Source organism: Saprospiraceae bacterium (assembly GCA_016715965.1).
GTDB lineage: Bacteria > Bacteroidota > Bacteroidia > Chitinophagales > Saprospiraceae > Vicinibacter.
On record JADJXG010000001.1, the window covers coordinates 1148498 to 1174372 of the forward strand.

Genomic DNA, 25875 nt, shown 5'->3' on the forward strand with positions numbered 1-25875 from the left:
CATTGGACAGAGCATGTTTTTCACAAAGTTTTAACCTTGTTTGACTAACTTTAGATTTACTTTTGCTGTCTAATGAAAAAATCAAATGTACATGAAAAAAGGAATTCTGTATTCGCTTTTACTGCTTTTTGGGTTTTCATCCTGCGATGCTCAGCTTGGTAAGTTATTGAAACAAGCCGGTTTGGGTGAACTGAGTACTGAAGATGTCGTAGCGGGATTGAAAGAAGCATTGGGAAATGGCACCTCCAAAGGCAGTGATTTGTTGTCTGCCAAAGACGGCTTTTACAAAAGCATCTATAAAATTGCATTACCCCCTGATGCCAAAGCTGTTGCTGATAAACTCAGAATAGTACCTGGATTTGACAAGGTAGAAGAAAATGTGGTGGAGAAAATGAATCGAGCGGCTGAAGACGCAGCCATCAAAGCAAAACCAATATTTATCAGTGCCATCAGGCAAATGACGGTAGCGGATGCCTGGGGAATCTTAAAAGGAGAGAAAGATGCAGCAACGCAATATTTGATTCGAACCACCCGAAGCACCTTGTACAGTGAATTTAAACCTGTTGTAATTGAATCATTGAATAAATTTGGAGCAATAGACTATTGGAGCACAGCAGTCAATGCTTATAATCAGATACCCCTGGTGAAGAAAGCAAACCCGGATATTTCAGACCATGTGGTCAATCTCGCTTTGGACGCTTTGTTTAAAACGATCGCAATTGAAGAAAAAAACATCCGAATCAATTTGTCGGCCAGGACTTCGGATTTGCTTAAACGGGTTTTTTCCAAACAAGACCCATAAAAATTAATACACGGCCTTACCAAATTGTTCCGTAGCATGCACCTTCATTTTGAACAAAGATAAAATGTGCCGCTAAAGCTGCATTTTTAGGGAGAAATCAAGTGATATAACAAAAGTTATATGTCCACTTTGACTGAAGATTGATACTTTTGCAGTGAATTATTTATTTACTCAAAACTATCAAAAATGACAAATAAGCTGCTTTTACTATTCATTGTTTTTACACTTATTCTTCTGGCTGGTTTTAAAAATTCTACTGATTCACCAATACAGCTAAATCAAGCCAATCCTAATGCTTCTAATAAAACAGGTCAGATCGACCCGGGGGAAGAAAGCTTATTACAAACAATCGATTTTGCGCTTGCAGTAAGTATGGTGTCAAGTTGGGTAGATACCATTGCAATGATGAGGAATATTACGACCAGACAAGGAAAAAGAGACAGTATCGAGAAATCAGTTTATTTCAGCAAGGCTGATCTTGAAACATTGATCAATCATCTGAATTCCAATAATAGCTCAGGAGTTCGAGTCTATTTTGGACATTATGGCAATACAACTGCGATTGCCAATTATCTCGAACAAAATAATCGGCCCGAATACCTGCACCGATTCTCATTGATCCTTCAATCGACGGATGGACAGGGAAATCCCACTCAGGGACTACCTTTGGTCAATTTTGGAAATTTATGTCCTCCCAGATGTCCTTCCGCTGAAATTAATGATCTCATGTATTATTAATTTTTTTCTTAGTAATTTGACTTGACATTATATATATACATATTATTTGTCGCAACATTTTTTGCTTTCATTGCACGACTTCTCAAAAAGTTAACTTTCGCATTTTTTTTTGAATTCGTGTTGATATGCTTTCTCACTGAGGCTGTCATTGCTAAATATTTCGCCATCCAATTTCAATCCAACCTTATAGTATACAATGTGTACTATATCTTAACTTTTTCCTACTACAGCTTTTTGTTTATTAATTATAATCCACAAATTGGATGGAGACATCCAGTCAGCTATTTGGGATATTTACTGTTCGTCGCATCCAGGGTCAATTTCTTTTTTTTTCAGGGATTTCACGTGGCCAATGTATTCACGTACAACCTGGCCATGATTTACGTTCTTTTTCTGATTGGATGGTATTTAAAGAGCTTGCTTCAGAACGCAGTATTTTATGACTTAAAAACCTTGCCACTCTTTTGGCTGTCCATCGGAATCCTTTTGTTTTACACGTCTTCCTTCCCAATCCTGTTGTTTATGAATCAAATTATTGAACACAACAGGGAATTTAATATTTCTCTATACTCCTTGGTTTCTATCGGCAATTCGTTTTTAAGTCTTTCCTATTTGGCTGTATCTTTATGCCACTTATGGAAGAGTCACTAATCTACAAAATTGTTGTAGCTGCATTTGTCATGCCAGTCCTGCTTGCAGGATTCCTGATTTGGTTTATTGTCCTTTACCAAAAAAGAAAATACGAGTCATTGATATTTCAACAAGATCAGCTGCTAAGAGAGCAAAAATTGATCCTTGCTCAACAGCGCGCATTGGAAAATGAACGCAACAGGATTGCATCAGAAATGCACGATGATCTTGGATCAGGTTTAACCACCATCAGCTATTTAAGTGAAAGACTTACCAAATCCATAATATCAGAAGAAGAAAGAAGTCTGGTTCAAAAAATAAATCTACAAAGTAAAAAATTGGTAGGAAATATGGGTGAAATTATTTGGGCCATGAATACCAAATTTGATACTGTTGAAAATTTACTCATTTACATTCGCCGTTATGCTTCAGAGTATTTTGCAGGAATTTACATCCAGCTTGAGTGGAATCAGAATCAAAGCCTATTAAATTATTCCATCAGCGGTGAAAATAGAAGAAACATATTTTTGGTGCTCAAAGAACTATTCCACAACATTGCAAAGCATTCGCAAGCAAGTATTGTAAACCTTGATTTAACTCAACTTGAAAATGAACTGATCATTCGCTTAAAAGACAATGGTAAGGGTTTTGATTTAAACAAAAATTTGGAAAAGGGGAATGGTTTGCACAATATTTTTAAAAGAATTGAATACCTTGGAGGCACAGGAAATTTTTCAGGAGAGCCACTTGGAACTGAATTTGTATTCTCCATTCCTATTCATGCCTCTGTATAAAATACATTCCTATATTCCTTCATTACAGCAATATAAAATATGCAGAATAAAATAAGAATCGCGATATTGGAAGACCTTGAAGAGGTGGCTGAAGAATTGAGGAGCATTATATCTTCCCAGGAGGATATGCTTTGTAGTCAGATTTTTCACAAGGCGGAAGATGCAATGGAATTACTGCCTGCACAAGCCGTTGATATCCTGGTTGTGGACATAGGACTTCCAAGAGCGAGCGGCATTGAAGCCATCGAACATCTGATCCAAATTTGTCCTGACACTCAGTTTTGTATGTTTACCGTATATGAGGATGACGATAAAATATTTCGATCTCTTCAGGCTGGAGCCAAGGGGTACATTCTAAAAACTTCAGAGACCCATAAAATTCTGGAGGCCCTTAGAGAGCTTTACCACGGAGGATCGCCTATGAGTCCTACTATTGCAAGGAGAATCCTTGAAATCTTTCAAAAAATGCAGTTACCTGTCCAGGATTTAAAATTGCCCATTACAGCTAGAGAAAATGAATTGCTGGTCTACCTTTCGAAGGGATTGCTCTATAAAGAGATTGCTGATTTGATGGGGATCACCATGGGAACTGTTAAACAACACATCCATAAAATTTATGAGAAACTCCAGGTTTGCAATCGGACCGAAGCCATCAACAAATTGAATCAGATCAAAACAAGGATCTAAGGATATAAATTTCAATTAAATTCTCCGAATTATCCATTGTAAATAGTTGTTTTTTAACTAATTAGTTAAATCGTTGACCTGGGCATATAACAAAAGTTATATGGCTCATTTGGTCAATAAAACTCACCTTTGCTTTTAGAAATCACATAAATTTGATATTGTGGCGGCTCTTGGTTCAGACCAAATACAAAATGATCCAGAGATACATTATCAGTATCGTGATCTTATGAATCTGGCCACCTGCATAACCCCAGGCCAAATTCTTCAAAGAGCAAACGAGCCTTTGTACCAATGACCGGAATTTTCAAACCCTTTCTAATAAGCCCGCTCATGAGAACATCCTTTTTCTCTTCATAGAAAGCCGATTGGAGAATCTTATAGGAGGGGTCCTATTCAAGTGTTTGCCTATCAAATTCCTCTTTCGTTCCAAAATATTCAATCGAAATAGATGGAAAAATTGAAAATAGCCCATAAGCCTGTGTTTTGGAAAAATCATTTTTACGGAGCTATGTTGTTTGGTTTAAGGAATATCATTCATTCTGTCTTAAAATTGAACAAACTTGAATTGAATTTTCCGTTGATTATGTTTGGGTTACCTCAAAATCTTTCCAAATGCATTTTTTGCATGGCTAATCCAAACCGCAAATTATCCTTCTATGCAGAAAAATAAATAAATACAAAAAAAATGATAGAGTTTGTTGTCATCAGAAGGTCCTATGAAGAAAAACAAGTCTTGGGAACTTTATTGATCATGGACGAAGTAAAAACATTGTTCAACTGCCGAACCCTTGAGTTGGCATGGCAAAGAAATCAAAAAAATATATCATGCGTACCTGCCGGAAAGTACATGATGAAATTTGAATATAGTTCAAAATTTAAAAGAAAATTATGGGAACTGAAAGCGGTCCCCAATCGCACAGAAATAAAATTTCATGTGGCCAATTTCCACCATGAATTAAATGGTTGCATTGCGGTGGGTGATTTGCATCTGGATATGAATCAGGATGGGTTTCGAGATCTTAGAAATTCTAGAAATACATTGGATAAAATACATCAATACACCAATGGACTGGAAGAGGTTCCGCTATGGATTTATGGCGATGGAAGGGATAAAATATAGGGGCAAAAGATTTTCCTTTCAATCCGTTCATTGACCAATTTGTCGAGATTTTCATGCAGTTTTATACATAACCAATGGCTTTCATTCAAAATGGAAAGAGGGCTGTTTCAATACCTACCTTTTATTTACCCTCTTTTTTAAGTGAAAAAGCCTTTGTCATTCCACGCAAATGTGTTTACCTTTGCAGGGCTTTTTGGAAAAATTTCTGAAAAGCATTTATTTTTTATATATAATATTGATTTTCAATAAACTACGAATTATAAAATGGGACTAATCACAAGTATAAGAAAAAGACTATGGATGGTGACCATCCTTATGGCACTTGCGCTGGTAGGTTTTTTGGTCATGGACATGTCGTCTGGCAGATCTTCTTGGTTTTTTAACAATCCAGACGCTCTCGGTTCTGTGGCTGGGGAAAAAATCAGCTGGAAGGAGTTCCAAAAGACAGAAGCCGTGTTGTATCGCAATGCGGATGTGGACTTTTATGGTAGAAAGGAATTCATCTGGCACCAGACATTGGAAAAAATTATTCTGGAAAAGGATGCCGAATACAATGGCATGGGTGTCAGTGAGGCAGAACTTCAGGAGCTTCAGTTTGGCCAAAACCTATCCCCCATTATTGAAAGGAATTTCAGAGATCCCAATACGGGTCAGGTATTGCGGGAACAGTTAAATCAATTTCAAAATGGTATGGAAAACGGGGATCTTCCGGCCGAAGCCCGCGAATTTTGGCAGGTTCAACAAAAAGAGATCATTAAAGACCGGATGTTTAAAAAGTTAGAGAATTTGACCAAATCTGCACTTTACATGCCCAACTTTATGTGTGAAAGGCATTTTGCTGAGTCAAATGCAAAATTGGAATTTGTTTTTTCAAGAATACCTTATACTGTTGTCAATGACGAAGAGATTGATATAACTGATGCCGATATTGAAGCTTATGTTAAATCCAAGGCTTCCTATTTTAAGACAGAAGAAGAAACACGCGACATCAATTATGCTGTGATGAGGATTGTACCTACATCAGAAGATTCAGCTTCGATCTCGAAAATTCTGGAAGATAAAATGGAACCTTTTAGAAATGCGACGAAAGATTCGCTGTTTATTGTTTCTAATTTAGGCACCTGGGATGAAGCCTATACATTGATTCAGGATATTCCCATTCAAATAATGGATACTGTTCTTAAAAGCCCGATCGGAACTATTATTGGTCCTTATGTGGACAATGGAGATTTTAAGATCAGTAAAATTTTGGGTAAAAAAATAATTCCGGATTCCGTCAAATCCAGGCATATCCTTCGCAGAGTTACTACCAATGAAGAATATCGGGCTGCATCACTCCTTTTAGACAGCATTAAAAATGTGTTGGAAAAAGGTCAGGGCAGGTTTGATAGTTTGGCCATTAAATTTAGCCAGGATCCTGGATCAGGAATTAAGGGAGGAGATCTCGGTTTTGCAGGAGCTGGGGCCATGGTAAAACCATTCAATGATGTATTGTTTTATACCGGTGAAAAAGGAAAATTTTATACTGTCGCTTCTCAATTTGGTTTGCACCTCATTGAAATTACTGATATTAAGTATTTAAATAATCAACAGGGAATTCGTCTCGGTACAATTTCTGAATCTATCCAGCCAGGTGACCGTATAATGGATAAGATGTTGGACGAAGCCCAATCGCTGGTAGAACAAAACAATACCCTGGAAAGCTTGCAAAAAGCGATCAGCGATGGAAAGACTTACATTCTTGAATTCATGCCTGGTGTTTTGGCAAATGATTACAAGAACACAAAACTAGGAGAAGAGGCCAACAATACTTGGAGACAGATTGTACGTTGGGCGTTTGACAAAAAAACCAAAGTAGGGGATGTCAGTCCGGAAGTTTATTCTTTGCAAGATCCTGTAAAGAGATACACGGATAGAATTGTTATTGCCGCACTGGCCAATATCAATCCCAAAGGAATTCCAACTGCTTTTTCCATGCGCGAAAAGGTGAAGAACGATATCATGATTAGAAAGAAATTTCAAATCATCAAACAAAAAGCCGGCTTAGTTACCGATCTAAACGGTCAGTATGGATTTTACCAATATCCAATTGATTCAGCCTTTGAGGTGACGGTGAATGGTCAACAAATGCCCAACTATGGTTATGAACCTGATATTCTTACATTAATAGCAAAATTAAAACCAGGTGAAGTAGGTGGTCCTTACCGGGGAGAAAACGGAGTGTACTTTGTTAAAATGATCAATATTAAAGATCCAGGTAAATCAAGCAATATTGAAAGCTTCAGAAGATTTTACAGACATACGGCCATCTATACTTCCATGAATTATATGACCCAAGCTCTTAAGAAAAATTATAAAGTAAAGGATGACCGATCTAAGTTTTTCTAAAATATTTTAAAATCAACAAACATCCTACACAAAAGAGCCTTTTGCCCCAAACAAAGGGCTCTTTGATTTTTGCTTTGTTCCTAAAACAGTTTTGTCGGTATGATCGTTTCCATTTTATTTGATCTATGAAAAGAACTATATTTTTACTTTTCGTTGTAATATGTTTCATTGCCTGCAATCCCGAAGTCCATACAATTAGGAACCAAAATGGAATTGTGGTATTAAAGATCACCGGTCCTTCTGCGGATACTTCCAAGCCATGGAATGGACTTTATGAGAAATTTGATAGCCTTGGCGTCATCTACGAGACTGCAAATTTTAAGGATGGTCAACTCCATGGCGAGAGAGTTATTTTTGAAGATGGTGTTCTTTATGCCAGCGAAAATTATAAACACAATGTATTTCACGGACCCTACAAATTATTTTATCCCAATGGCGTATTAAAACTCGAAACTCAATATGACAATGGCGTCATGTCTGGTACCCTAAAAGCCTATTATTCTGACGGATCCATCAAAGAAATTGTTCAAATGGAAAACAATGAAGAGAATGGACCCTTTAAAGAGTATCATCCCAATGGTCAGATTAAAGCAGTTGGCACTTATAAAAACGGTCCCAACGAACATGGTGAACTACAGATGTATGACAGCCTTGGAGTACTGGTCAAAACCATGATTTGTGAAGAGGGAATTTGTCATACACAATGGACCAAAGAATAATCCGTTATAGCTACCTATCCCGTCATTTTATGTCATTGAAATCGAAAGCTGTTGTGTGGATGTCAAGATGCACCATAATTACCATCCTAGTATTATTCTTGTCCGGATTTAATTGGATCCTGGCACAACAGACAGGCGGTAGGTCTGCTTATCAATTTCTAAATCTTTCAGCTTCTGCCAGGAATACCGCCTTGGGATCTTATGCCATTTCATGGGCATCGACAGATCCGGCTCTTGCTTATCACAATCCTTCTTTAATCCAACACTCCAATCAATATGGGCTTAGTTTTCAGCATCAGTCACTTCCCGGAGGACTTAAAAATGGACATTTTGCCTATTGCCATGCACCATTCAAAAATGGAATTCAGCTTCAGGCAGGAGTGCATTTTCTAAATACCTCAGACATCCAGGCCAGTGATATTTTTGGCAATAACACAGGTTACTTTGGGGTAGGTGAAAATGCCTTTTATATTGGTGCCTCAAAAAAATTAAACGAGCGCATTCACTTCGGTTTGAATTTACAATTTGTCTCTTCCAATCTGGAGATGTACAGCTCTCATGCATTGGCTTTCAACGGTGGAATTCATTATTTCAATCCTATCCAGAGGTTTGCTCTTTCATTGGTCATGAGAAATGCAGGATTTGCTTTGAATTCTTATCATCTGACCAAAGAGAATTTACCCTTTGTTGCCGAAATAGGTTTTTCCAAAAGATTAAAGCACCTTCCGTTCATTTACCACATCGGGTTTCACCATTTACACCATTACAGTGTTCGTTATGATGACCCTGCGCTCAGAAATTCCGGTAGTTTGTTTGGGACTGTAAAAGAGCCAAGTGCTTTTGCCAGAATAACCGACAATTTTTTTAGACATTTTGCCTTTGGTGGAGAGATGTTACTGGGCAAAAAGGAAATCATTGCTCTAAGAATAGGATACAACCATCTGCGCAGGAAAGAATTGGGAATCAAAGATTACAGTTCTTTTGCCGGTCTTTCTTTTGGTGCGGGCTTAAAAATTTACAAATTCAGAATTGATTATACTTATGCCATCTATCACCTTGGCGGAGGAGTGAACCAATTTGGTTTGACCACCCAAATCAACAGCTTTTTAAAACAGAAAGAGCTTTAGTTTATTGAAAAAATGATTCTATGATTCAGCTCAATTAACTGACGCTTAGTTCGACCCCAATCAAACTGTTGTCCTCCCATTCAAACTGATCCTTATAGTCTTTTTGCACCAGCTCAAGCTGATCAGCAAGAACTTCCTGGCATATCATCTTCTTGTGGGATTGGACTGCTTTTAGAATTTCTTCCTGTGGTTGAATCCAAATATTGATTCTGTCAGTGACTACAAAATCTTTTTGTTTTCTTAGATTTTGTATCCGATTGATCAGTTCTTTTGCATAGCCCTCCGAAAGCAATTCTTCGGTGAGCGTAATGTCCAATGCGACTGTTATCGAATCATCTGTGCCCACCAACCAACCGGGAATATCTTCTGAAACGATTTCCACATCTTCTTTCAATATTTCAAACCGCTCATTCCCAAACTCAACAACAATGGGGTGGTTGTTTTCAAGTTGAATGATCTGTTCGCGATCAAAATGATGGATTAAATCGGTTGCGGCTTTCATGTGAATACCCAATTTCTTTCCAAGTGTTCTGAAGTTTGGTTTTGCCTTCTTCACCACCATTCCAGTATCGCCACTTACATATTTAATTTCTTTGACATTGACTTCAGTCTTTATCAATGCTTCGACCTTTTCAAGATCCAATTGATATTCCGGGTCCAACACTGGAATTAATATTTGTTGCAGGGGCTGTCTGACCCTGATCTTCTGAGATTTTCTCAAAGACAACACCACCGAACTGATCCTTCTTGCATAATCCATTCGGCGCTCAAGATTCAGGTCAATCATTTTTTCTTCAGATAAGCTAAGGTCTGTGAGATGAACCGATTCATGTCTTAAAGGAGTATTGAATCTAATCGCATCGGCCCTCATACTTTCTGTTAAATTTCTATACAACCAGTCCGAAAAAAATGGAGCAATGGGCGCAATTAATTGTCCACTTACCATTAGACATTCGAAAAGCGTTTCGAAAGCCGCCTGTTTGTCTTTAGAGGATTCTGCTTTCCAAAAACGTCTACGGGACAATCGGACGTACCAATTGGACAATTCATCATTGACAAATTGCTCCACAGCCCTTGCTGCCTGCGTTGGTTCGTAATCGTCCATCGATACTGTATAGGACTTAATGAGATTCTGTAATCTTGAGATGATCCAACGATCCAATTCTGACCTTTGTGAAATTGGAATTATATCCTGTTCATTCAATTTAAAACCATCAATGTTGGCATAAATGGCAAAAAAACTATAGGTATTGTAAAGTGTTCCAAAAAACTTATTCCTAACTTCAAGGATTCCTTCCTCGTCAAATTTCAAATTATCCCAGGGATCTGCATTACTGATCATGTACCAGCGCGTAGCATCTGTGCCGAATTTTTCCAGTGTTGCAAATGGGTCAACTGCATTGCCAAGTCGCTTGGACATTTTGTTGCCATTCTTGTCAAGCACCAATCCATTGGATACGACTGCCTTGAAAGCCACGGAATCGCTGATCATGGTGGCGATGGCGTGCAAGGTATAAAACCATCCTCTGGTTTGATCTACCCCCTCAGCAATGAAATCAGCAGGAAACAGGCCTTCCAGTGAATGGATTGAAAATGGGTAGTGGTATTGTGCATAAGGCATTGCACCACTGTCAAACCAAACGTCGATTAAATCAGATTCTCTGATTAGTTTTTGTTGGGTGTTATTATCCCAAAGGAAAATCTCATCAATGTAGGGTCTGTGTAAATCTTTAGGCAAGGTTTGCTCAAGTCCCAATGCTTGATTGGCCAGACTAATTTCTGCTTCAAGTTCCTTCATTGAACCAATGCATTTTTGTACCATCCCATCTTCAGATCTCCAAATTGGCAGAGGTACTCCCCAATATCTGCTTCTTGATAAATTCCAATCCTGTAAATTTTCCAACCAATTGCCAAAGCGTCCGGTACCGGTGGACTCAGGTTTCCAGCGTATGGTTTTGTTGAGTTCAATCAAGCGATCTTTTACTGCGGTCACCTTAATAAACCAAGAGTCGAGTGGATAATACAAGATGGGTTTATCTGTGCGCCAGCAATGTGGATAGTTGTGTGCGTATTTTTGAGACTGCAGTAATTTACCTTCCTTTTTAAGTTTGATGACGATTCTATCGTCTACCGACAAGTATTTGTCGGTACCCATTCTTTGTTTTTCAGACTCCTTTTGCGCCGGAGACAGATAATCCTCTTTCACATATTCTCCTTCAAAGTCTCTTACTTCATGGGTAAATTTTCCTTGTTTGTCCACTAGAGTCAAGGAACCTACTCCATTTTTTCGGGCAACACGCATGTCATCCGAACCAAATGAAGGAGCAATGTGGACAATTCCTGTGCCATCTTCCGTACTGACAAAATCACCCAACAGTACCCTCCAAGCATCCCCATCTTCTGGCCTTGCGTAATCAAAAAGCGGTTGATAACGCAAACCTTCAAGGAGCGCTCCACTCAAATCGCTATACAAAATCTGATAGGGTATATTTTTATCTTCAGCTGGAAGCAGCGGCAGCTCGTTTCGTTGATTTTCGGGTTTCAGCCACTTGGAGACCAAGTCAGTGGCTAAAACAATTCTTATCCGTTCTCGCGTATAGGGATTGTACGTATCGATTAGGCTGTACAAGATTTTTTCTCCCACCGCAAGTGCTGTATTGCTGGGAAGAGTCCATGGGGTAGTGGTCCAGGCAGCAATCATGGTTTTCTCCTTTCCAAAGATTTTGAATTGAGTACTGTCCATGGATTCAGGGAGTATTTCAAACAAAGCAACCGCCGAAACATCTTTTACCTCCTTGTAAGCGCCGGGCATGTTGAGTTCGTGTGAACTGAGTCCTGTGCCTGCAGCCGGAGAATAAGGCTGTATGGTAAAGCCCTTGTAGAGCAAACCCTTTTGATAAATCTGGCTCAACAGGTACCAAACCGATTCGATGTATTCATTTTCAAAAGTGATATAAGGATTTTGAAGATCCACCCAATAGCCCATTTTGTGGGTAATGTTGTCCCATTCCAGTTTGTAACGCATTACCGTCTCCCTGCATTTATGGTTGTATTCGTCAATGGAAATTTTATGGCCAATGTCTTCCTTGGTAATCCCCAATTCCTTTTCAACACTGAGCTCAATTGGTAAACCATGTGTGTCCCATCCTCCTTTGCGAACGACTTTTTTGCCCTTTAGGGTCTGGTAGCGGCAAAACAAATCTTTCACAGCTCTTGCCATCACATGGTGAATGCCGGGCTTTCCATTGGCAGAAGGCGGCCCTTCGTAAAATACAAAACTGGTTTGACCTTCTCTGTTTTCGATACTTTTTTCAAAAATGCGATGATCCTCCCAAAATTTCAATATTTCCTGGTCAATCTCCGGTAAATTCAATCCTTTTGTTTCACGATACATCTCTAAAATAAAATAGTGGCCGCAAAAATAAGATATTTAGGTGTACCAGACAGATGAATAGAATTTGCTTTAAACCTCATTTAGAATTCTTTGTATTTTAGGTCCCCAGATCCTTTTGTGTGAAATGAGCCAGTTTTTTCCCATTCATTTTTTAATCAACCCCAAAGCAGGAAAGGCTTGGTCCAAAGTGGAGCAAAAATGGCTTGAGGAATATTGCCGATTGCACCGGTACTCCTTCTATCTGACGAAGTCCAAGGCTGATTTGATCCAAATATGTGATCAAATTATGGTCTCTTCGCAAACTCAAATACTTGTTGCTGTTGGCGGCGACGGTACGGTACATGACATTGCGACTAAAATTCATAGCACCCACCACATTTTGGGTATTGTCCCAATGGGTTCAGGAAATGGACTTGCAGGGCATTTGGGGATTCCAATCGGATTAGAAAAATCTGTACTTCAATTGACCAAGGGAAAAATACATTCGATGGATTTATTGGAAATCAACCACAATATTTGTTGCAATACTTCAGGATTCGGCTTAAACGGATGGGTTGCAAGAAAGTTTGGTAAAAAAGGGGGTCGTGGATTGTTCAACTACCTACGTTTGGGTCTTGTGGGTTTCTTCCGGCAGACTTCTTTCCAGGTTCGTTTTGAAAATCAGGTGTACCGCAAGCTGTTAAGCTTTGAGATCGCCAACTCATCCCAATTGGGCAATGGAGTTAATCTTTCACCCTCATCCAACAGCTCAGATGGAAAGTCCGAATTGGTCTTTCTAACAACTCCATCTCTTTGGGATGTGCCTTGGATTATTTTTGCAGCCTTTACAAAAAAATTACACCAATCTAAATACATTTGCATTGTCGATGCTACCTTTGGCATTCTTGAAATGAATAAGTTGGTAGATTGGCATATTGATGGAGAATATATGGGTCAAACTGATCGTTTAGAATTTAAAGTGTTGCCCAAAGCATTGCGTATAATCAGCTAAAATTGTAAATATGAAGAAGATAAAATTATTGACTTTAACTTCAGCGATGTTTTTGATGTTGATCTCAATTTTGAGTTGTAGCGATGACCACTCTGATCCACCGGATACTTCATTGCCTGTTGTTACTATTTCTGCTCCCGGTGAAAATTCTTTCACTGACATGGGAGACAATCTCGAAATCAGGGCTAGCATTACAGACAATAATCTGGGCGATATCAAAATGCAAATTAAATCTGCCACTGACAGTGTGCTTTTCGACAAAGTGTACAATGCCCATGAGAAAAGCAATTTTGCAATAAATGAAACTTGGACGGTCCCACGATTGGGAACAATACCGACTGAAATAAGCATTCATATTTCAGCGGAAGATCATGCAAAAAACAAGGGTGTTGCAAGTCGTATTGTTTCTGTTTTTCCATAATTGGCAATTCTTCCGGTGAAAAAAATCAATCTTGGTATTCTATTTGGTGGTAAAAGCGCAGAGCATGAAATTTCTCTTCGATCTGCCGAATCCATGCTCAAAGCTGTCAATAGGGAAAAGTACAACATCTACCTAATCGGCGTATCCCGCGAAGGTAAATGGTATCTGAGTAAAGAAATCACATCTCCATCAGCTACTCTGAATTCTGGTCAAATAGAAATTGTTCTAAAAAAAGAATCAGAGGGATCTACAATGGTAGCAGCCGATGACAGCAAAAGTCTTATGATGCTAGAAGTAGTCTTTCCCATTATGCATGGCACTTATGGCGAGGATGGAACCATTCAGGGATTCTTAAAAGCATTGGATCTTCCTTTTGTTGGGGTTGATCTGATGGCAGCATCCGTTGGTATGGACAAGGACATGGCCAAAAGAATCTGGCGTGATGCGGGCTTGCCAATCGCTCGCTACCACTGCATCCGCAGGGCTGAAAAACATCAAATCGATTGTACTTCCATCTGTAAAGATTTGGGTTTTCCCCTTTTTGTAAAACCTGCCAATGCGGGTTCATCTGTTGGCGTCCGGAAGGTAAGTAAAGAGGAAGATTTGGCAGAGGCCATTGACTTTGCCCTTGAATTTGACCACAAAGTCTTGGTGGAAGAGGCCATACCGGGAATAGAAATCGAATGTGCCATCTTGGGAAATGAATACCCACGTGCCTCAGCACTTGGCGAGATTATTCCACAATCTGATTTTTACTCTTATGAAGCCAAATATCTGGATGATCATGGAGCAATTCTAAGAATTCCCGCAAACGTGAAAGAGGAGCTTGCCAAAAAAATTCAAATGGCGGCCATTCTTGCTTTTCAAAGTATTGGTGCGGAAGGTTTATCAAGGGTTGATTTTTTTCTGAAACCCGATGGCGACTTTGTCATCAATGAAATTAACACCATGCCTGGTTTTACTGAAATCAGCATGTATCCCAAACTTTGGGAATTTTCCGGAATACCATATTCTTCACTCATCGATCAGCTCATCGATCTTGCCATTGAAAGGCATAGCAGGGATAAAAAATTAAAGACGAGTTTTAAGTGAATAATTTTTCTTAAGCTTTGCTTATTTGGTGATTGTTTTCAAAAGAGTGCCTTGAGTTACAACATCCGTCAACATTCTGCCATTTAAAATAGACAATTCATCGTATCTTTTGGTATCCTGATTAAATTGTGTAAAAGCTTCTTTGAGGGTCATTTGTTTTGGGACAGTTTTGATGGTAATTCTCTCAGGCTTTACATTCAGTTTGGCGGGATCTGTCAACGATTTAAATCCGTTCATGGTCTTGCTAAATGCAGGATCATAATTGTTGAAATCATTCAATGCAGAAACCCCTGTAATGTTATAAATAAGATTATTGTACTGAATCAAAGTAGTAGCTACTCTAAGGGTATTGGCAGCTAGTTCCTGGGGGGTGGCAGCCTGCTCAGGTACCAAATCTGCAAGTACATACATCGCTTGTAATCCGTTAACAGAAATGCGATCCTGGCGCAGTGCTTTTAATTTGTAGTGGTTGATATGTGCAGCAGCCGCAGAACTTAGATCTTTCTCTGCTGCCAGGGACAAAACCATAATCGCTTTCTGATCCTTGGTTGAAAACTGTACCTTGGAAGGTGAATTTTCATAGGCCCAATTGGCTGGGGTAGGAAATTGAAATTTTAATTCCGGGTGATAAAACACATCACCTTCTTTGAAACCCTGTTTTGGATCTTTCCCATAAATCATTCCTTCCAATCTCTTGAGGTAACTATTGGTTTCTACTTTAGTCGCTTGTGGAAATTCCACTTTCTTATCAGCAGCCATGGCTTTGACTTTGTTAAAACGGTCTCCCGGATCCGGATGTGTGCTCATAAAAGATGGAATCCTCGCCCCGGCAGCGTCGGACAAACGACCCAATGTTTTAAAAAAATCAGCCATGTGGGAAGCATCATAACCAACCTTGGTTGAATATTCAACTCCAAGTTTATCCGATTGAGATTCATTGTCTCTGCTAAATTTTAAAAACATCAATTGTACACCAGTATTTGCAAGATCAGAAAACTCTCTGAATTTTGGAGAGAGTACCATTCCGGCAACAAGTCCAATTTGTGCCAGTGTTTGTTTGGTGTATTGTTCGTTGGCATGTCTTGCTGTCACATGACCAATTTCATGTCCCATCACACCCATCAATTGAGCTTCGCTGTTAAAATGTGCCAAAATCCCTCTTGTAAAATAAATATAACCACCTGGTACTGCAAAAGCATTTACCACTTCAGAATCAATGACCCTAAATTGAAATCCCAGGCTGGGTCTGTGTGAAATCCGAGCCATGGATTCTCCCTTTTCTCTTAGGTAGCGCTGCCAAGTAGAATCTGCGTACATACCGAATTCAGCTTGGATTTGTGGATCATACTCCAATCCCATTGATTTTTCCTGAGATTCGGACATAAAGCTCAGTTCTTTCTTTCCTGTGACAGGATTTCTTGAGCAACCGATTAATAAAATCATCAAGCCAATGGCAAGACCTATGTTTCTTAAAAAATAATTGGGCATTTTTCTTTTTTAAAATTTATTACTAATCTTTTATAGACACTGGATCAAAAAATCTACCCAGGTAACTTGTTTCGGAGTTTATCTAAGAATCCTTCTGACAAGTGGGGGCTTCTGATGTTTTCCTTAAGTCTTGATCGGATAATTCTTTCGTGAAGAAGTTCATTTCGAAGATCAGCATTGGATTTCACTTGTTCTAAAAATTGTGTCTGATCTTCAGGTTTCATTTCATGATCTAAAAAAGAATTAATCTTATTTCTTATCTCGATCGGCGCAAGCTTATCCATACGGTATTTTTAAATTTACTTTAATGAATTTATTTATTCCTACCAATTATTCGGTCTCTCCATGTTCACTTCTCTTATCTTTTATGCCCAAAGTAACAGCATAATTTTTTAATTTATCTTTCAGCATATTTCTTGCTCTAAATAATCTGCTTCGAACTGTACCCACCGGAATGTCTAAAATTTTAGCAATTTCTTGATAAGAAAAGTCTTCAATATCACACAGCAATATAATGGTTTTGAATTCTTCCGGAATAGAATGCAAAGCCTCAGTGACCTCATCCCCCATGATTTGATCAAATAACTCTTCCCTTAAATCATCATAGCTTACAACAGCGTGATCCTCACCTTCGTGAAAAGCGGCTGAATCTTCATAATCAACTTGTCTGGGACGACGGTTCTTCTTCCTGAACTCGTTGATATAGACGTTTTTCAGTATCTTAAACAACCAGGCTTTTGCATTGGTTCCCTCTCCATAATGATCCAGGTATTTGTAAGCTTTGATATAGGTCTCTTGCACCAGGTCTTCAGCATCTTCCTCATTGTAGGTCATATGGTAGGCAAAAGAGTGCAATGCCTCCAAATGGGGTAAAAGTTCCTGATCAAATTTCTCCTGGCGCGTCATTTTCCGATATTCGTTCACTATTTGACTCAATGAGAACCAATTACAACTGTTTGGGTTTAAAGATTTGATAAATCAAAAGAAATAATTATGAATTTGCAGCCCCAATATTATGGAAAACACCTGTTTATTTTGAGCCTTTTTAGCTATTTGGCGATTGTATTGGGCGAAAACAATTGTCTGGCTCAGGTTAAAGCCGTCGAACTTGGTGCGGTCAACTGGCAAAGGTCGTTGGAGAAGGCCCAACTGGAATCCAAGAACAGCGGTAAACCCATATTGATATTATTTCAGGAAGTGCCAGGCTGCATGACTTGTCAAAATTATGGTTCGAAGGTGCTTTCACATCCACTCATTGTGGAAGCCATAGAAAGCTATTTTGTTCCCTTGGCGATATTCAACAACAAGGGCGGTGAAGACAAGAAGGTTCTCGACCAATTTAAAGAACCCAGTTGGAACAATCCAGTGGTAAGGATTGTGGATCACCATTTATTGCCTTTGACCTTGCGCTTGTCTGCCAATTATTCAGCCATTGGTCTGGTGGAAAAAATAAATACTGCATTGGTGAAAACGCAGGGAAAGATCCCTTTATGGCTAAAATTGCTTGAAGAAGAAATGAGTGCAGAATCTCAAGGGACAAATAAAACCTATCTTGGAATGTATTGCTTCTGGAGTGGTGAAAAGTACTATGGGAGTCTTGATGGGGTGGTTGCCACGAAAGCAGGATTTGTGGAAGGAAATGAAGTTGTGGAGATTGAATTTAATCCTTCAAAAATAAAACTGGAAAAGCTGGTAGAACACGGCCATAAAAACGGCCAGGCTGACAAGATCTATGGGCCAGCCTTCCAAAACAAAACCCTCAGCTCTATTCCAATTCGGCCAATGAGAGAATTCAGTCCGGACAAAGAATCAAAGTATTATCTCTACCACAGTTTGTACAAATATTTACCACTTACCAGATTACAAAGCACAAGGATGAATGCCATGTTGGCAAACAAGCAGAATCCGGAACTGTATTTGTCGCCCAGACAATTGCAATTACTTGATCAGATTAAGAAGAATCCAAATCAATACAAAAACAATTTAATCGATAAAGACATCCAAACGGCGTGGAAAAGTCTCGGCAACTAGTTTATGATATTTAGTAAGTTGGTTCGGCTGATAAGACTCAATAAACAATATGGAGCAGGATTCTCTGGATTGGGAATATTCCTTTGGAAAGTATTTGCCATCCATTTTATTTACAAAGAGAGAATCATCTTCTGGAATTCAAATTTAAAATGGATCGTACACAGAGATTTTCAATCAAGTAAAAATCCCTGGTACTATCATATTTCTGAAAAAACTGAATTTGCTCTTCTTTCAAAGGAGTTAAAAGCCGGAGATATTTTTTATGACGTCGGTGCCAATGCGGGTTTATATTCTTTTTGGATTGCTGCACATCATCCCGTTCAATGCTATTTATTTGAACCAAATCCCAGACATCAGAATTTTATTCGAAGAATGATTCAATTGAATCAATTAGAACAAAAATGCATCTTACAGCCATTTGCGCTGGGTGAAGAAAACGGGATGAAGTTTTTGACATTAGACAAGGATGTCAACAACAAAATAAGCGATCAACCCACCAATCTTGTCATCGAAATGCGAAGAATGGATGATTTAATCGAATTGCCGAGGCCAAGCATTTTGAAATTAGATACCGAAGGATATGAACGCATGATTTTACAGGGAGGCTTGCAAGTCCTGGCTAACGAGATCTTAAGGATTATAATTATTGAAAGTGTTGACATTCATTTTGAAAAATGCCATGAATTGCTTCGTTCATTTGGATTTGAGAGGATGATGATTCGCGAAAATAGACCTGGCTCCAAGGATGCATTCTATACCACACCATCTGGAAACACCATCTACCTGAGAAATGAAAAAGCGATCCTCTCAGATCAACAAACAAGGTAAATAGATTCTGCAAATTGAATGTTTATGTTTAACAACTTTCTCTTTATTCTTCCAAAAATAAATTCTAACAAACAAAAGTCATTATGCGACAATTCAATACGCAGGTATAATTTGATCTGATTCCAATCCTTGTATTTTCAGCGTGTAAACAAAATGGTTCAAGAGAAGATCTCGCCATAAAATTATTAAATCAATGAAACTTATGCCGGTGAAATCAGACCAAATGGTATGAAAATATTTTTCGTACTTTTTTATTGACGGAGGTCTCAGATTGCAATTCCATTTTTAGAAACATGGGTTGCGAAAGCAATATAGGACTCCTTGATGTCCAGATCCTTCTCAATGAAATCAGAAGTTATCAAAAATTCCGGGTATTGGAGACAATAAATAGTTTAAAGGCTTCAAAATGATTTTGTATTGATTTTCTACCAACAACTTGCATTTCCTTTAAATTCGGTTTTGCTTATATCATACCTTGACTGATCGCAAGAATTCCGTGTAAAAATCAATACATTGACTAAAATTTGGATCGAAAGTGAGTGGCTTTCCGGGCCAAAAAAATCTCAAAACTGGACAAAAAGATCCTGGAATTGGTAAGACCGTATCGATTTGGGTTCTTTCATTTATATTTCTTTGATGTTCAAATTACAGTTCCAATGGATTTACAAAAAAATGTCAGCATCTCAAGCTGTAAATTTTCTCATTAAATATATCATTGATATTGAAAGATTATCAATTTTCGATCCTAAAAAATGGCAGGAAGTTTTGCATAAAATTGGATAATATATTGACTATTAACAATATAATCAAATTAAATCCTTGTACCTTACCCATCCTCTGATCGAAGATCTTGGAAATTTTTGAAACCCTGTCCCCAATATCCATCGGTTGACTATGAACAATAATGTCTGGGATCCTATGAGTTTTATGTCTTCAAATCGTACCTTTGCGCCCTCTAACGATCAATTTATGAAGTGGATAATTGACTTTCTTTTCAGGTCTTCCATTGGACAAAAAATTATCATGAGTCTCAGTGGTCTTTTTTTGATCCTATTTCTTGTGATTCATTTGCTCGGAAATTTACAACTCTTGGTGGATGATGGTGGGATGTCGTTCAATGTTTATACCTACTTCATGACCCACAATCCTTTGATTAAAATCATTTCCTACATTCTTTACTTTACCATTCTGTTGCACAGCATCCAGGGATTTTATCTATACCGTCAGAATCGGTTGGCAAAAGGCAAAACTTATTCAGTTAAAGCAAATGTGGGAGACAGTTTTTTTTCGAGATACATGATGCACCTTGGTGTCATCCTTTTCGTTTTTATCATTATCCACCTTTGGCAGTTTTGGCTGCAGATGAAACTAGGCCATCTTGAGTTGGTCCAATACCCTGGAAAAGAAATACAATACAAGGATTTATACACCCCTGTCAGGCTGGCTTTTGCCAATGTATATTATGTTGTTTTCTATGTAATCTCCATGCTGGTCCTTGCTTTTCACCTGTGGCATGGTTTTCATTCTGCCTTTCAATCTCTTGGAATACGACATCCAAAATATAACACTGTCATCAGAATCCTCGGATATCTTTATTCTATTTTCATCCCACTGGGTTTCGCCATAATCCCGGTTATCATGTTTATTAATTCCTAAATTGGACTTACCTATGATCAACGCAAAAATACCAACAGGTCCACTGTCAGAAAAGTGGACGCAATACAAATCCAAAATGCCCTTGGTTTCCCCTGCCAACAAGCGAAAAATAGAAGTCATTGTAGTGGGTACCGGACTTGCGGGTGCCGCAGCTGCAGCAAGTCTTGCAGAACTTGGATATCAGGTCAAATGCTTTACATTTCACGATAGCCCTCGCAGAGCCCATAGCATTGCAGCACAGGGGGGAATTAATGCAGCAAAAAATTATGCCAATGATGGTGACAGCGTTTTCCGCCTATTTTATGACACAATTAAAGGCGGAGATTACAGGGCCAGGGAAGCCAATGTCCACAGACTCGCTGAAGTGAGTGCCAGTATCATCGATCAGGCTGTCGCTCAAGGCGTTCCATTTGCAAGAGAATATGGCGGATTATTGGAAAACAGGTCCTTTGGAGGGGTGCAGGTCAGCAGAACCTTTTACGCCCGGGGTCAAACCGGACAACAACTCCTTATTGGAGCTTATCAGGCCTTAAGTCGTCAGATTTCTCTGGGGAATGTAGCCATGTACAACCGGCACGAGATGCTCGATTTGGTAATCATCGACGGCAAAGCCAGAGGAATCATTGCCAGAAACCTTCTCACCGGTACGCTCGAGCGATTTGGTGCACATTGCGTAGTGCTGGGCACAGGTGGATATGGCAATGTGTTTTATCTGTCCACAAATGCGATGGGATCAAACGTAACTGCAGCCTGGAAAGCTGTGAAGCGCGGTGCGTGGATGGCCAATCCGTGTTTTACCCAAATACATCCTACCTGCATTCCTGTGTCTGGAGATTATCAATCCAAATTGACTTTGATGTCAGAGTCTTTAAGAAATGACGGACGTGTGTGGGTGCCCGCAAAAAAAGAAGATGCAGTCGCCATTCAGCAAGGCAAAAAGAAAGGGACTGATATACCTGAGACTGACAGAGACTATTTCCTTGAAAGAAGATACCCCGCGTTTGGAAATCTTGTACCCAGGGATGTAGCCTCGCGTGCCGCTAAAATTGAATGCGACAAAGGACATGGGGTAAGCCCTACTGGTCTAGCAGTGTTTTTGGATTTTGGTGCAGCGATCATTCGTTATGGTAAATCCAAAGCCAATGTACTGGGTATTCAAAATCCGGACGAAAAAACCATTCGGGATTTAGGCGTCGCTGTAGTCTCTGAAAAATATGGAAACCTGTTTGAAATGTATGAAAAAATCACAGGTGAAGATCCTTACGTTTATCCAATGAAAATTTATCCAGCCGTTCATTATACCATGGGAGGCTTGTGGGTCGATTACAATCTTGAAACCAATATTCCTGGGCTGTTTGCCATCGGTGAAGCCAATTTTTCTGACCACGGTGCCAACCGGCTGGGAGCCTCCGCTTTGATGCAGGGATTGGCAGATGGCTATTTTGTTCTTCCTTACACCATTGGCGCCTTCCTGTCCAATGAAATCCGAACGCCGATGATTTCAACTGCTCATCAGGCATTTGAAGACGCTGAAAAACAACTTCAAAACAATTTGAACAAACTGGTCAGCATCCGGGGAAACCAATCAGTAGAATCCATGCACCGCAGATTGGGAAAAATTATGTGGGATTATTGTGGAATGGCCCGAAATGAGGAAGGTCTGAAAAAAGCCAGAGATCTCATCCGCAGCCTACGCAAAGAATTCTGGACTGATGTTTTTGTACCTGGAACCGTTGATGAATTTAACCCTGAACTGGAAAAAGCCATGCGGGTAGCGGATTTTATCGAACTCGGCGAACTGATGGTGGTGGATGCGCTCAACAGAAACGAATCGTGTGGAGGCCATTTTAGGGAGGAGTACCAAACTGAAGAAGGGGAAACGTTGAGAGATGACATCAACTATTCTTATGTAGCTGCTTGGCAATGGATGGATCTGAATACGGAACCACAAATGCATAAAGAGCCTTTGATTTATGAAGAAATCAAAATTGCCTCAAGGTCTTACAAATAATCTCTAAATAATTCCAACAGCTGTTCAGAATTGGAGTTTTATTGCATTGTCATCAACTGGGATATACACCATGAATTGGAAACATGGTTACCAAAAGCGATCATAGCACGTTGCAGTCCTCAAGGAGAATTGCTTTATTACGATCGGGAATACAATCAACATACCAAAGATTCAGATGTGCATTGGATAAAGAATACCCACTCTGATGAAATCCTTGCGCTTTGCTCAGAACTCAATCCCGATGAAATCTTATTAAAATTTTCAAAAAAAACAAAGGCAAAAATCTCATTGAAAAAATTGATCAATGATGAAAATCAAAAATCATTGATCCTAAAATACATTGAACAAAAAAGAGCTCATTTTCTGCAGAAGTGTCAAGTAACAAATTTTCCGGCTGTTATTCAGATGGAAAGAAAAGTTCATTTGCAAAAAAACCAACTTTACTATGGCCAAATAGTTCCGGATCTTTTATTGAGCTTTTACAAAACCGAATCAGGACTGAATTATAAACTTCAGCTTAAATTTGAAACGGAAGTGATGGCTCCTTGTAAAGTGAACATTATAATCGTCAACAACAAACCAGGATGGATTATTCTAAACAAAATCTTTTATCCGATTTATAAACTGAATGCCAACAAACTAAGTCCTTTTTTCCAAAAAGAAGTGATTAGCATTCCCAGAAATTTAACGCGCACTTATTTTGAAAAATTTGTATCGGATCTGCTGACCATTGCCGAAATAGAAGTGGAGGGGTATGAGATTATTTATATCAAAGATTACCAAAAAGCCATTCTGAGAACAAATTTTGATTTTATAGAAAACAAGTGGATGCTGGAGCTGAGCTTTGATTATGGTTTGATCCAATTCAATTACTCTGACCTTAGAAAAGGAAAAAATTTTATTCGGCCCACTTCTGAGGAAGATGTAGAAGTGACAAGGGTAGAGAGAAATCAAAAAACTGAAAACCAAAAGGCAAATGTCTTGCAGATGCTTGGTTTGTTGTGCTCAGGCAATCAAAGATTTTATTCCAAAGAAGAAGACCCATTGGCCATTTTCCAGTTTATCCGGCAAAATAAAACATTGCTGGAATCTGAATTCGAATGTTCTGAATTTACGGTAGAAGGAAAAGAAATTCTATTTGAAATTCCAAGCATCTCTCTGCAAAATCGAACTGGTGCAGATTGGTTTGATGTGTATGGTGAAATTTCGATCGGATCTCATCGCTTGCCATTTACTTCCTTGGTACGACATCTCAAATCCAATCAAAGATGCTATGAATTGTCAGACGGCCGAATTTTTATCATTCCATTGGAGTGGTTTGCCCGTTTTGACCAGATCATCAAATTTGGTGAGGAGCACGAGGACCAAATCAGGATGCCCAAATCACATCTTGAAAGATTGAGGCAAGCGGAACCAAGCTTTGAGCATGAATCGCTTCAAATAGAAACCAAAAAACCGAAAGGATCTTTTCAGCTGCCATCCGGACTGCTCGCTAGCCTTAGACCTTATCAACTCGCAGGTTTTGAATGGCTCGCCAATCACCACGCCGACGGCTTGGGAGCTTGTCTGGCTGATGACATGGGACTTGGCAAGACCCTCCAAACCATTGCAGTACTCTTGCATGCAAAAAATGAAAAGGAATTGCTTTCAGAATTTACCGTAAAGAGATCCGGCTTGCCCAGAGATTTATTTGCCCTGGATCAGGCAGAAGAAAAATCAGATTTTTGCGCCTTGATTGTACTTCCTTCATCGCTCGTTTACAATTGGGCTGCAGAATTGGAGAAATTTGCTCCTTCTCTCAAGGTGCTGCAACATGTAGGAGCGATGAGGGATCAAAAACGCATTCCGTTTGAACAATCCGATGTGGTTTTGACCAGCTACTCAATCATTTTAAGAGATTATCCGCTTTTTCAACAAAAGAAATTTGATTATATTATTTTAGATGAAAGCCAACAAATCAAAAACAAAGATTCCAAAACATTCAGATTACTGCACGCATTGCAGTCTGTAAATCGGATTTCTCTGAGCGGAACACCGATTGAAAACAGTCTGGCAGATCTCTGGTCACAGATGGAATTCATCAACCCAAAAATTTTAGGAAGCTTCAACTTCTTTAACAACCATTTTATTAAACCCATTAAAAATCTAAAAGATGATTCCGTATTGGGTGAATTAAAACAAATCATCTCTCCTTATCTGCTCAGACGTACCAAAGAGCAGGTGGCTCAAGATCTGCCAATACTCACTGAGCAGGTGTTTTATTGCGCGATGACGGATGCACAATTAAAATTGTACGAAGAAGAAAAATCCGCTGCAAGAAACTCCATTTTGCAAATCGATTGGAAGAATCAGAAAAATCAATTTGTCGTATTAAATTCACTACTTCGATTGCGCCAGATCGCAAATCATCCCTCCTTGATAAAAGACAAAGATTGGGTTTCAGGATCGGGTAAATTTGATGATGTGAGTTCACAAATGAGGGTGTTGTACCACTCGAAGCATAAGACACTGGTTTTTTCATCATTTACCAGCCAGTTGGATTTGTATGAAAAATGGCTAAAAGAAGAAAAAATTGCTTTTGTCAAATTGACGGGTGATACTCCAGGCACCGAGCGACAAAAAATCATTCAAAGGTTTCAGGAAGATTCCGAGATCCTATTTTTTCTGATTTCCATCAAAGCGGGTGGGACAGGTTTGAATTTAACTGCAGCGGAATACGTATTTATTTTAGATCCATGGTGGAATCCATTTGTTGAAAAACAAGCGGTAGCACGTGCCCACAGAATTGGACAGGAGAAAGCCATCCAGGTCATTCGATTTATTACAAAAGACAGCATTGAAGAAAAAATCCATCGTTTGCAAAAAGATAAATTGCAACTTTCAGGAGAAATCATTGAAGATATGGAAATGCCGGCCTGGCTTTCTGATAACTTAAGTCAACTATTTGATTAATTGGTA

The 25875-nt window shown here is 39.0% G+C and carries 20 protein-coding genes; 16 read left to right on the plus strand and 4 right to left on the minus strand.

Annotated features, from left to right (window positions below):
* The first annotated feature begins 91 nt into the window (after positions 1-91).
* The 8 genes from IPM48_04180 (at position 92) to porQ (ending at position 9005) form a co-directional block, all read left to right on the plus strand.
* A complete protein-coding gene (locus tag IPM48_04180; protein MBK9270773.1) occupies positions 92-802 on the plus strand; it encodes a DUF4197 domain-containing protein in 711 nt (236 codons plus the stop codon).
* A gap of 186 nt (positions 803-988) precedes the next feature.
* Positions 989-1540 carry a hypothetical protein gene (locus IPM48_04185; GenBank protein MBK9270774.1) on the plus strand — a complete coding sequence of 184 codons (552 nt, stop codon included), beginning with the start codon at positions 989-991 and terminating at the stop codon, positions 1538-1540.
* Between the two features lie 635 nt (positions 1541-2175).
* Positions 2176-2964, plus strand: coding sequence for a hypothetical protein (locus tag IPM48_04190; protein MBK9270775.1), 789 nt, complete (start codon positions 2176-2178; stop codon positions 2962-2964).
* 39 nt (positions 2965-3003) lie between these two features.
* Positions 3004-3651, plus strand: coding sequence for a response regulator transcription factor (locus IPM48_04195; protein MBK9270776.1), 648 nt, complete (start codon positions 3004-3006; stop codon positions 3649-3651).
* A gap of 685 nt (positions 3652-4336) precedes the next feature.
* Positions 4337-4771, plus strand: coding sequence for a hypothetical protein (locus IPM48_04200; protein MBK9270777.1), 435 nt, complete (start codon positions 4337-4339; stop codon positions 4769-4771).
* Between the two features lie 264 nt (positions 4772-5035).
* Positions 5036-7159, plus strand: a complete 2124-nt coding sequence (locus tag IPM48_04205) for a peptidylprolyl isomerase (GenBank protein MBK9270778.1) — start codon at positions 5036-5038, stop codon at positions 7157-7159.
* 125 nt (positions 7160-7284) lie between these two features.
* Positions 7285-7878, plus strand: a complete 594-nt coding sequence (locus tag IPM48_04210; protein ID MBK9270779.1) for a toxin-antitoxin system YwqK family antitoxin — start codon at positions 7285-7287, stop codon at positions 7876-7878.
* 59 nt (positions 7879-7937) lie between these two features.
* Positions 7938-9005, plus strand: a complete 1068-nt coding sequence (gene porQ / locus IPM48_04215) for a type IX secretion system protein PorQ (protein ID MBK9270780.1) — start codon at positions 7938-7940, stop codon at positions 9003-9005.
* Between the two features lie 34 nt (positions 9006-9039).
* Here the strand turns inward: porQ and IPM48_04220 are convergent, their stop codons facing one another.
* Positions 9040-12399 carry an isoleucine--tRNA ligase gene (locus tag IPM48_04220; protein MBK9270781.1) on the minus strand — a complete coding sequence of 1120 codons (3360 nt, stop codon included), beginning with the start codon at positions 12397-12399 and terminating at the stop codon, positions 9040-9042.
* A 124-nt stretch (positions 12400-12523) separates the two neighbouring features.
* Here IPM48_04220 and IPM48_04225 point away from each other — a divergent pair, with 124 nt between their 5' ends.
* Genes IPM48_04225 through ddlA form a run of 3 tightly spaced genes read left to right on the plus strand, consistent with a single transcriptional unit; the run spans position 12524 to position 14903 of the window.
* A complete protein-coding gene (locus tag IPM48_04225; protein MBK9270782.1) occupies positions 12524-13390 on the plus strand; it encodes a hypothetical protein in 867 nt (288 codons plus the stop codon).
* A 10-nt stretch (positions 13391-13400) separates the two neighbouring features.
* Entirely contained in the window at positions 13401-13811 is a 411-nt protein-coding gene (locus tag IPM48_04230) for a hypothetical protein (GenBank protein ID MBK9270783.1), read from the plus strand.
* A gap of 15 nt (positions 13812-13826) precedes the next feature.
* Complete coding sequence (gene ddlA, locus IPM48_04235) at positions 13827-14903, plus strand: D-alanine--D-alanine ligase (GenBank protein MBK9270784.1); 1077 nt, start codon at positions 13827-13829, stop codon at positions 14901-14903.
* Positions 14904-14924: 21 nt separating this feature from the next.
* Here ddlA and IPM48_04240 read toward each other — a convergent pair whose 3' ends face one another.
* The 3 genes from IPM48_04240 to IPM48_04250 are packed head-to-tail and all read right to left on the minus strand — an operon-like array spanning position 14925 to position 17297.
* Positions 14925-16391, minus strand: a complete 1467-nt coding sequence (locus IPM48_04240) for a M48 family metalloprotease (GenBank protein MBK9270785.1) — start codon at positions 16389-16391, stop codon at positions 14925-14927.
* A gap of 53 nt (positions 16392-16444) precedes the next feature.
* A complete protein-coding gene (locus IPM48_04245) occupies positions 16445-16675 on the minus strand; it encodes a hypothetical protein (protein ID MBK9270786.1) in 231 nt (76 codons plus the stop codon).
* Between the two features lie 46 nt (positions 16676-16721).
* Positions 16722-17297 (minus strand): sigma-70 family RNA polymerase sigma factor, encoded by a 576-nt coding sequence (locus tag IPM48_04250; GenBank protein ID MBK9270787.1) that lies wholly within the window; start codon positions 17295-17297, stop codon positions 16722-16724.
* A gap of 87 nt (positions 17298-17384) precedes the next feature.
* On the opposite strand from IPM48_04250, the gene IPM48_04255 reads away from it, so the two are divergent.
* The 5 genes from IPM48_04255 to IPM48_04275 all read left to right on the plus strand — a co-directional run bounded on the left by IPM48_04255 (position 17385) and on the right by IPM48_04275 (position 25869).
* Complete coding sequence (locus IPM48_04255; GenBank protein ID MBK9270788.1) at positions 17385-18422, plus strand: thioredoxin family protein; 1038 nt, start codon at positions 17385-17387, stop codon at positions 18420-18422.
* A gap of 3 nt (positions 18423-18425) precedes the next feature.
* Positions 18426-19250 carry an FkbM family methyltransferase gene (locus tag IPM48_04260; GenBank protein MBK9270789.1) on the plus strand — a complete coding sequence of 275 codons (825 nt, stop codon included), beginning with the start codon at positions 18426-18428 and terminating at the stop codon, positions 19248-19250.
* A 918-nt stretch (positions 19251-20168) separates the two neighbouring features.
* Positions 20169-20906, plus strand: a complete 738-nt coding sequence (locus IPM48_04265; GenBank protein MBK9270790.1) for a succinate dehydrogenase cytochrome b subunit — start codon at positions 20169-20171, stop codon at positions 20904-20906.
* Positions 20907-20919: 13 nt separating this feature from the next.
* Positions 20920-22917, plus strand: a complete 1998-nt coding sequence (locus IPM48_04270) for a fumarate reductase/succinate dehydrogenase flavoprotein subunit (protein ID MBK9270791.1) — start codon at positions 20920-20922, stop codon at positions 22915-22917.
* A 30-nt stretch (positions 22918-22947) separates the two neighbouring features.
* Positions 22948-25869 carry a hypothetical protein gene (locus IPM48_04275; protein ID MBK9270792.1) on the plus strand — a complete coding sequence of 974 codons (2922 nt, stop codon included), beginning with the start codon at positions 22948-22950 and terminating at the stop codon, positions 25867-25869.
* Positions 25870-25875 lie beyond the last annotated feature (6 nt).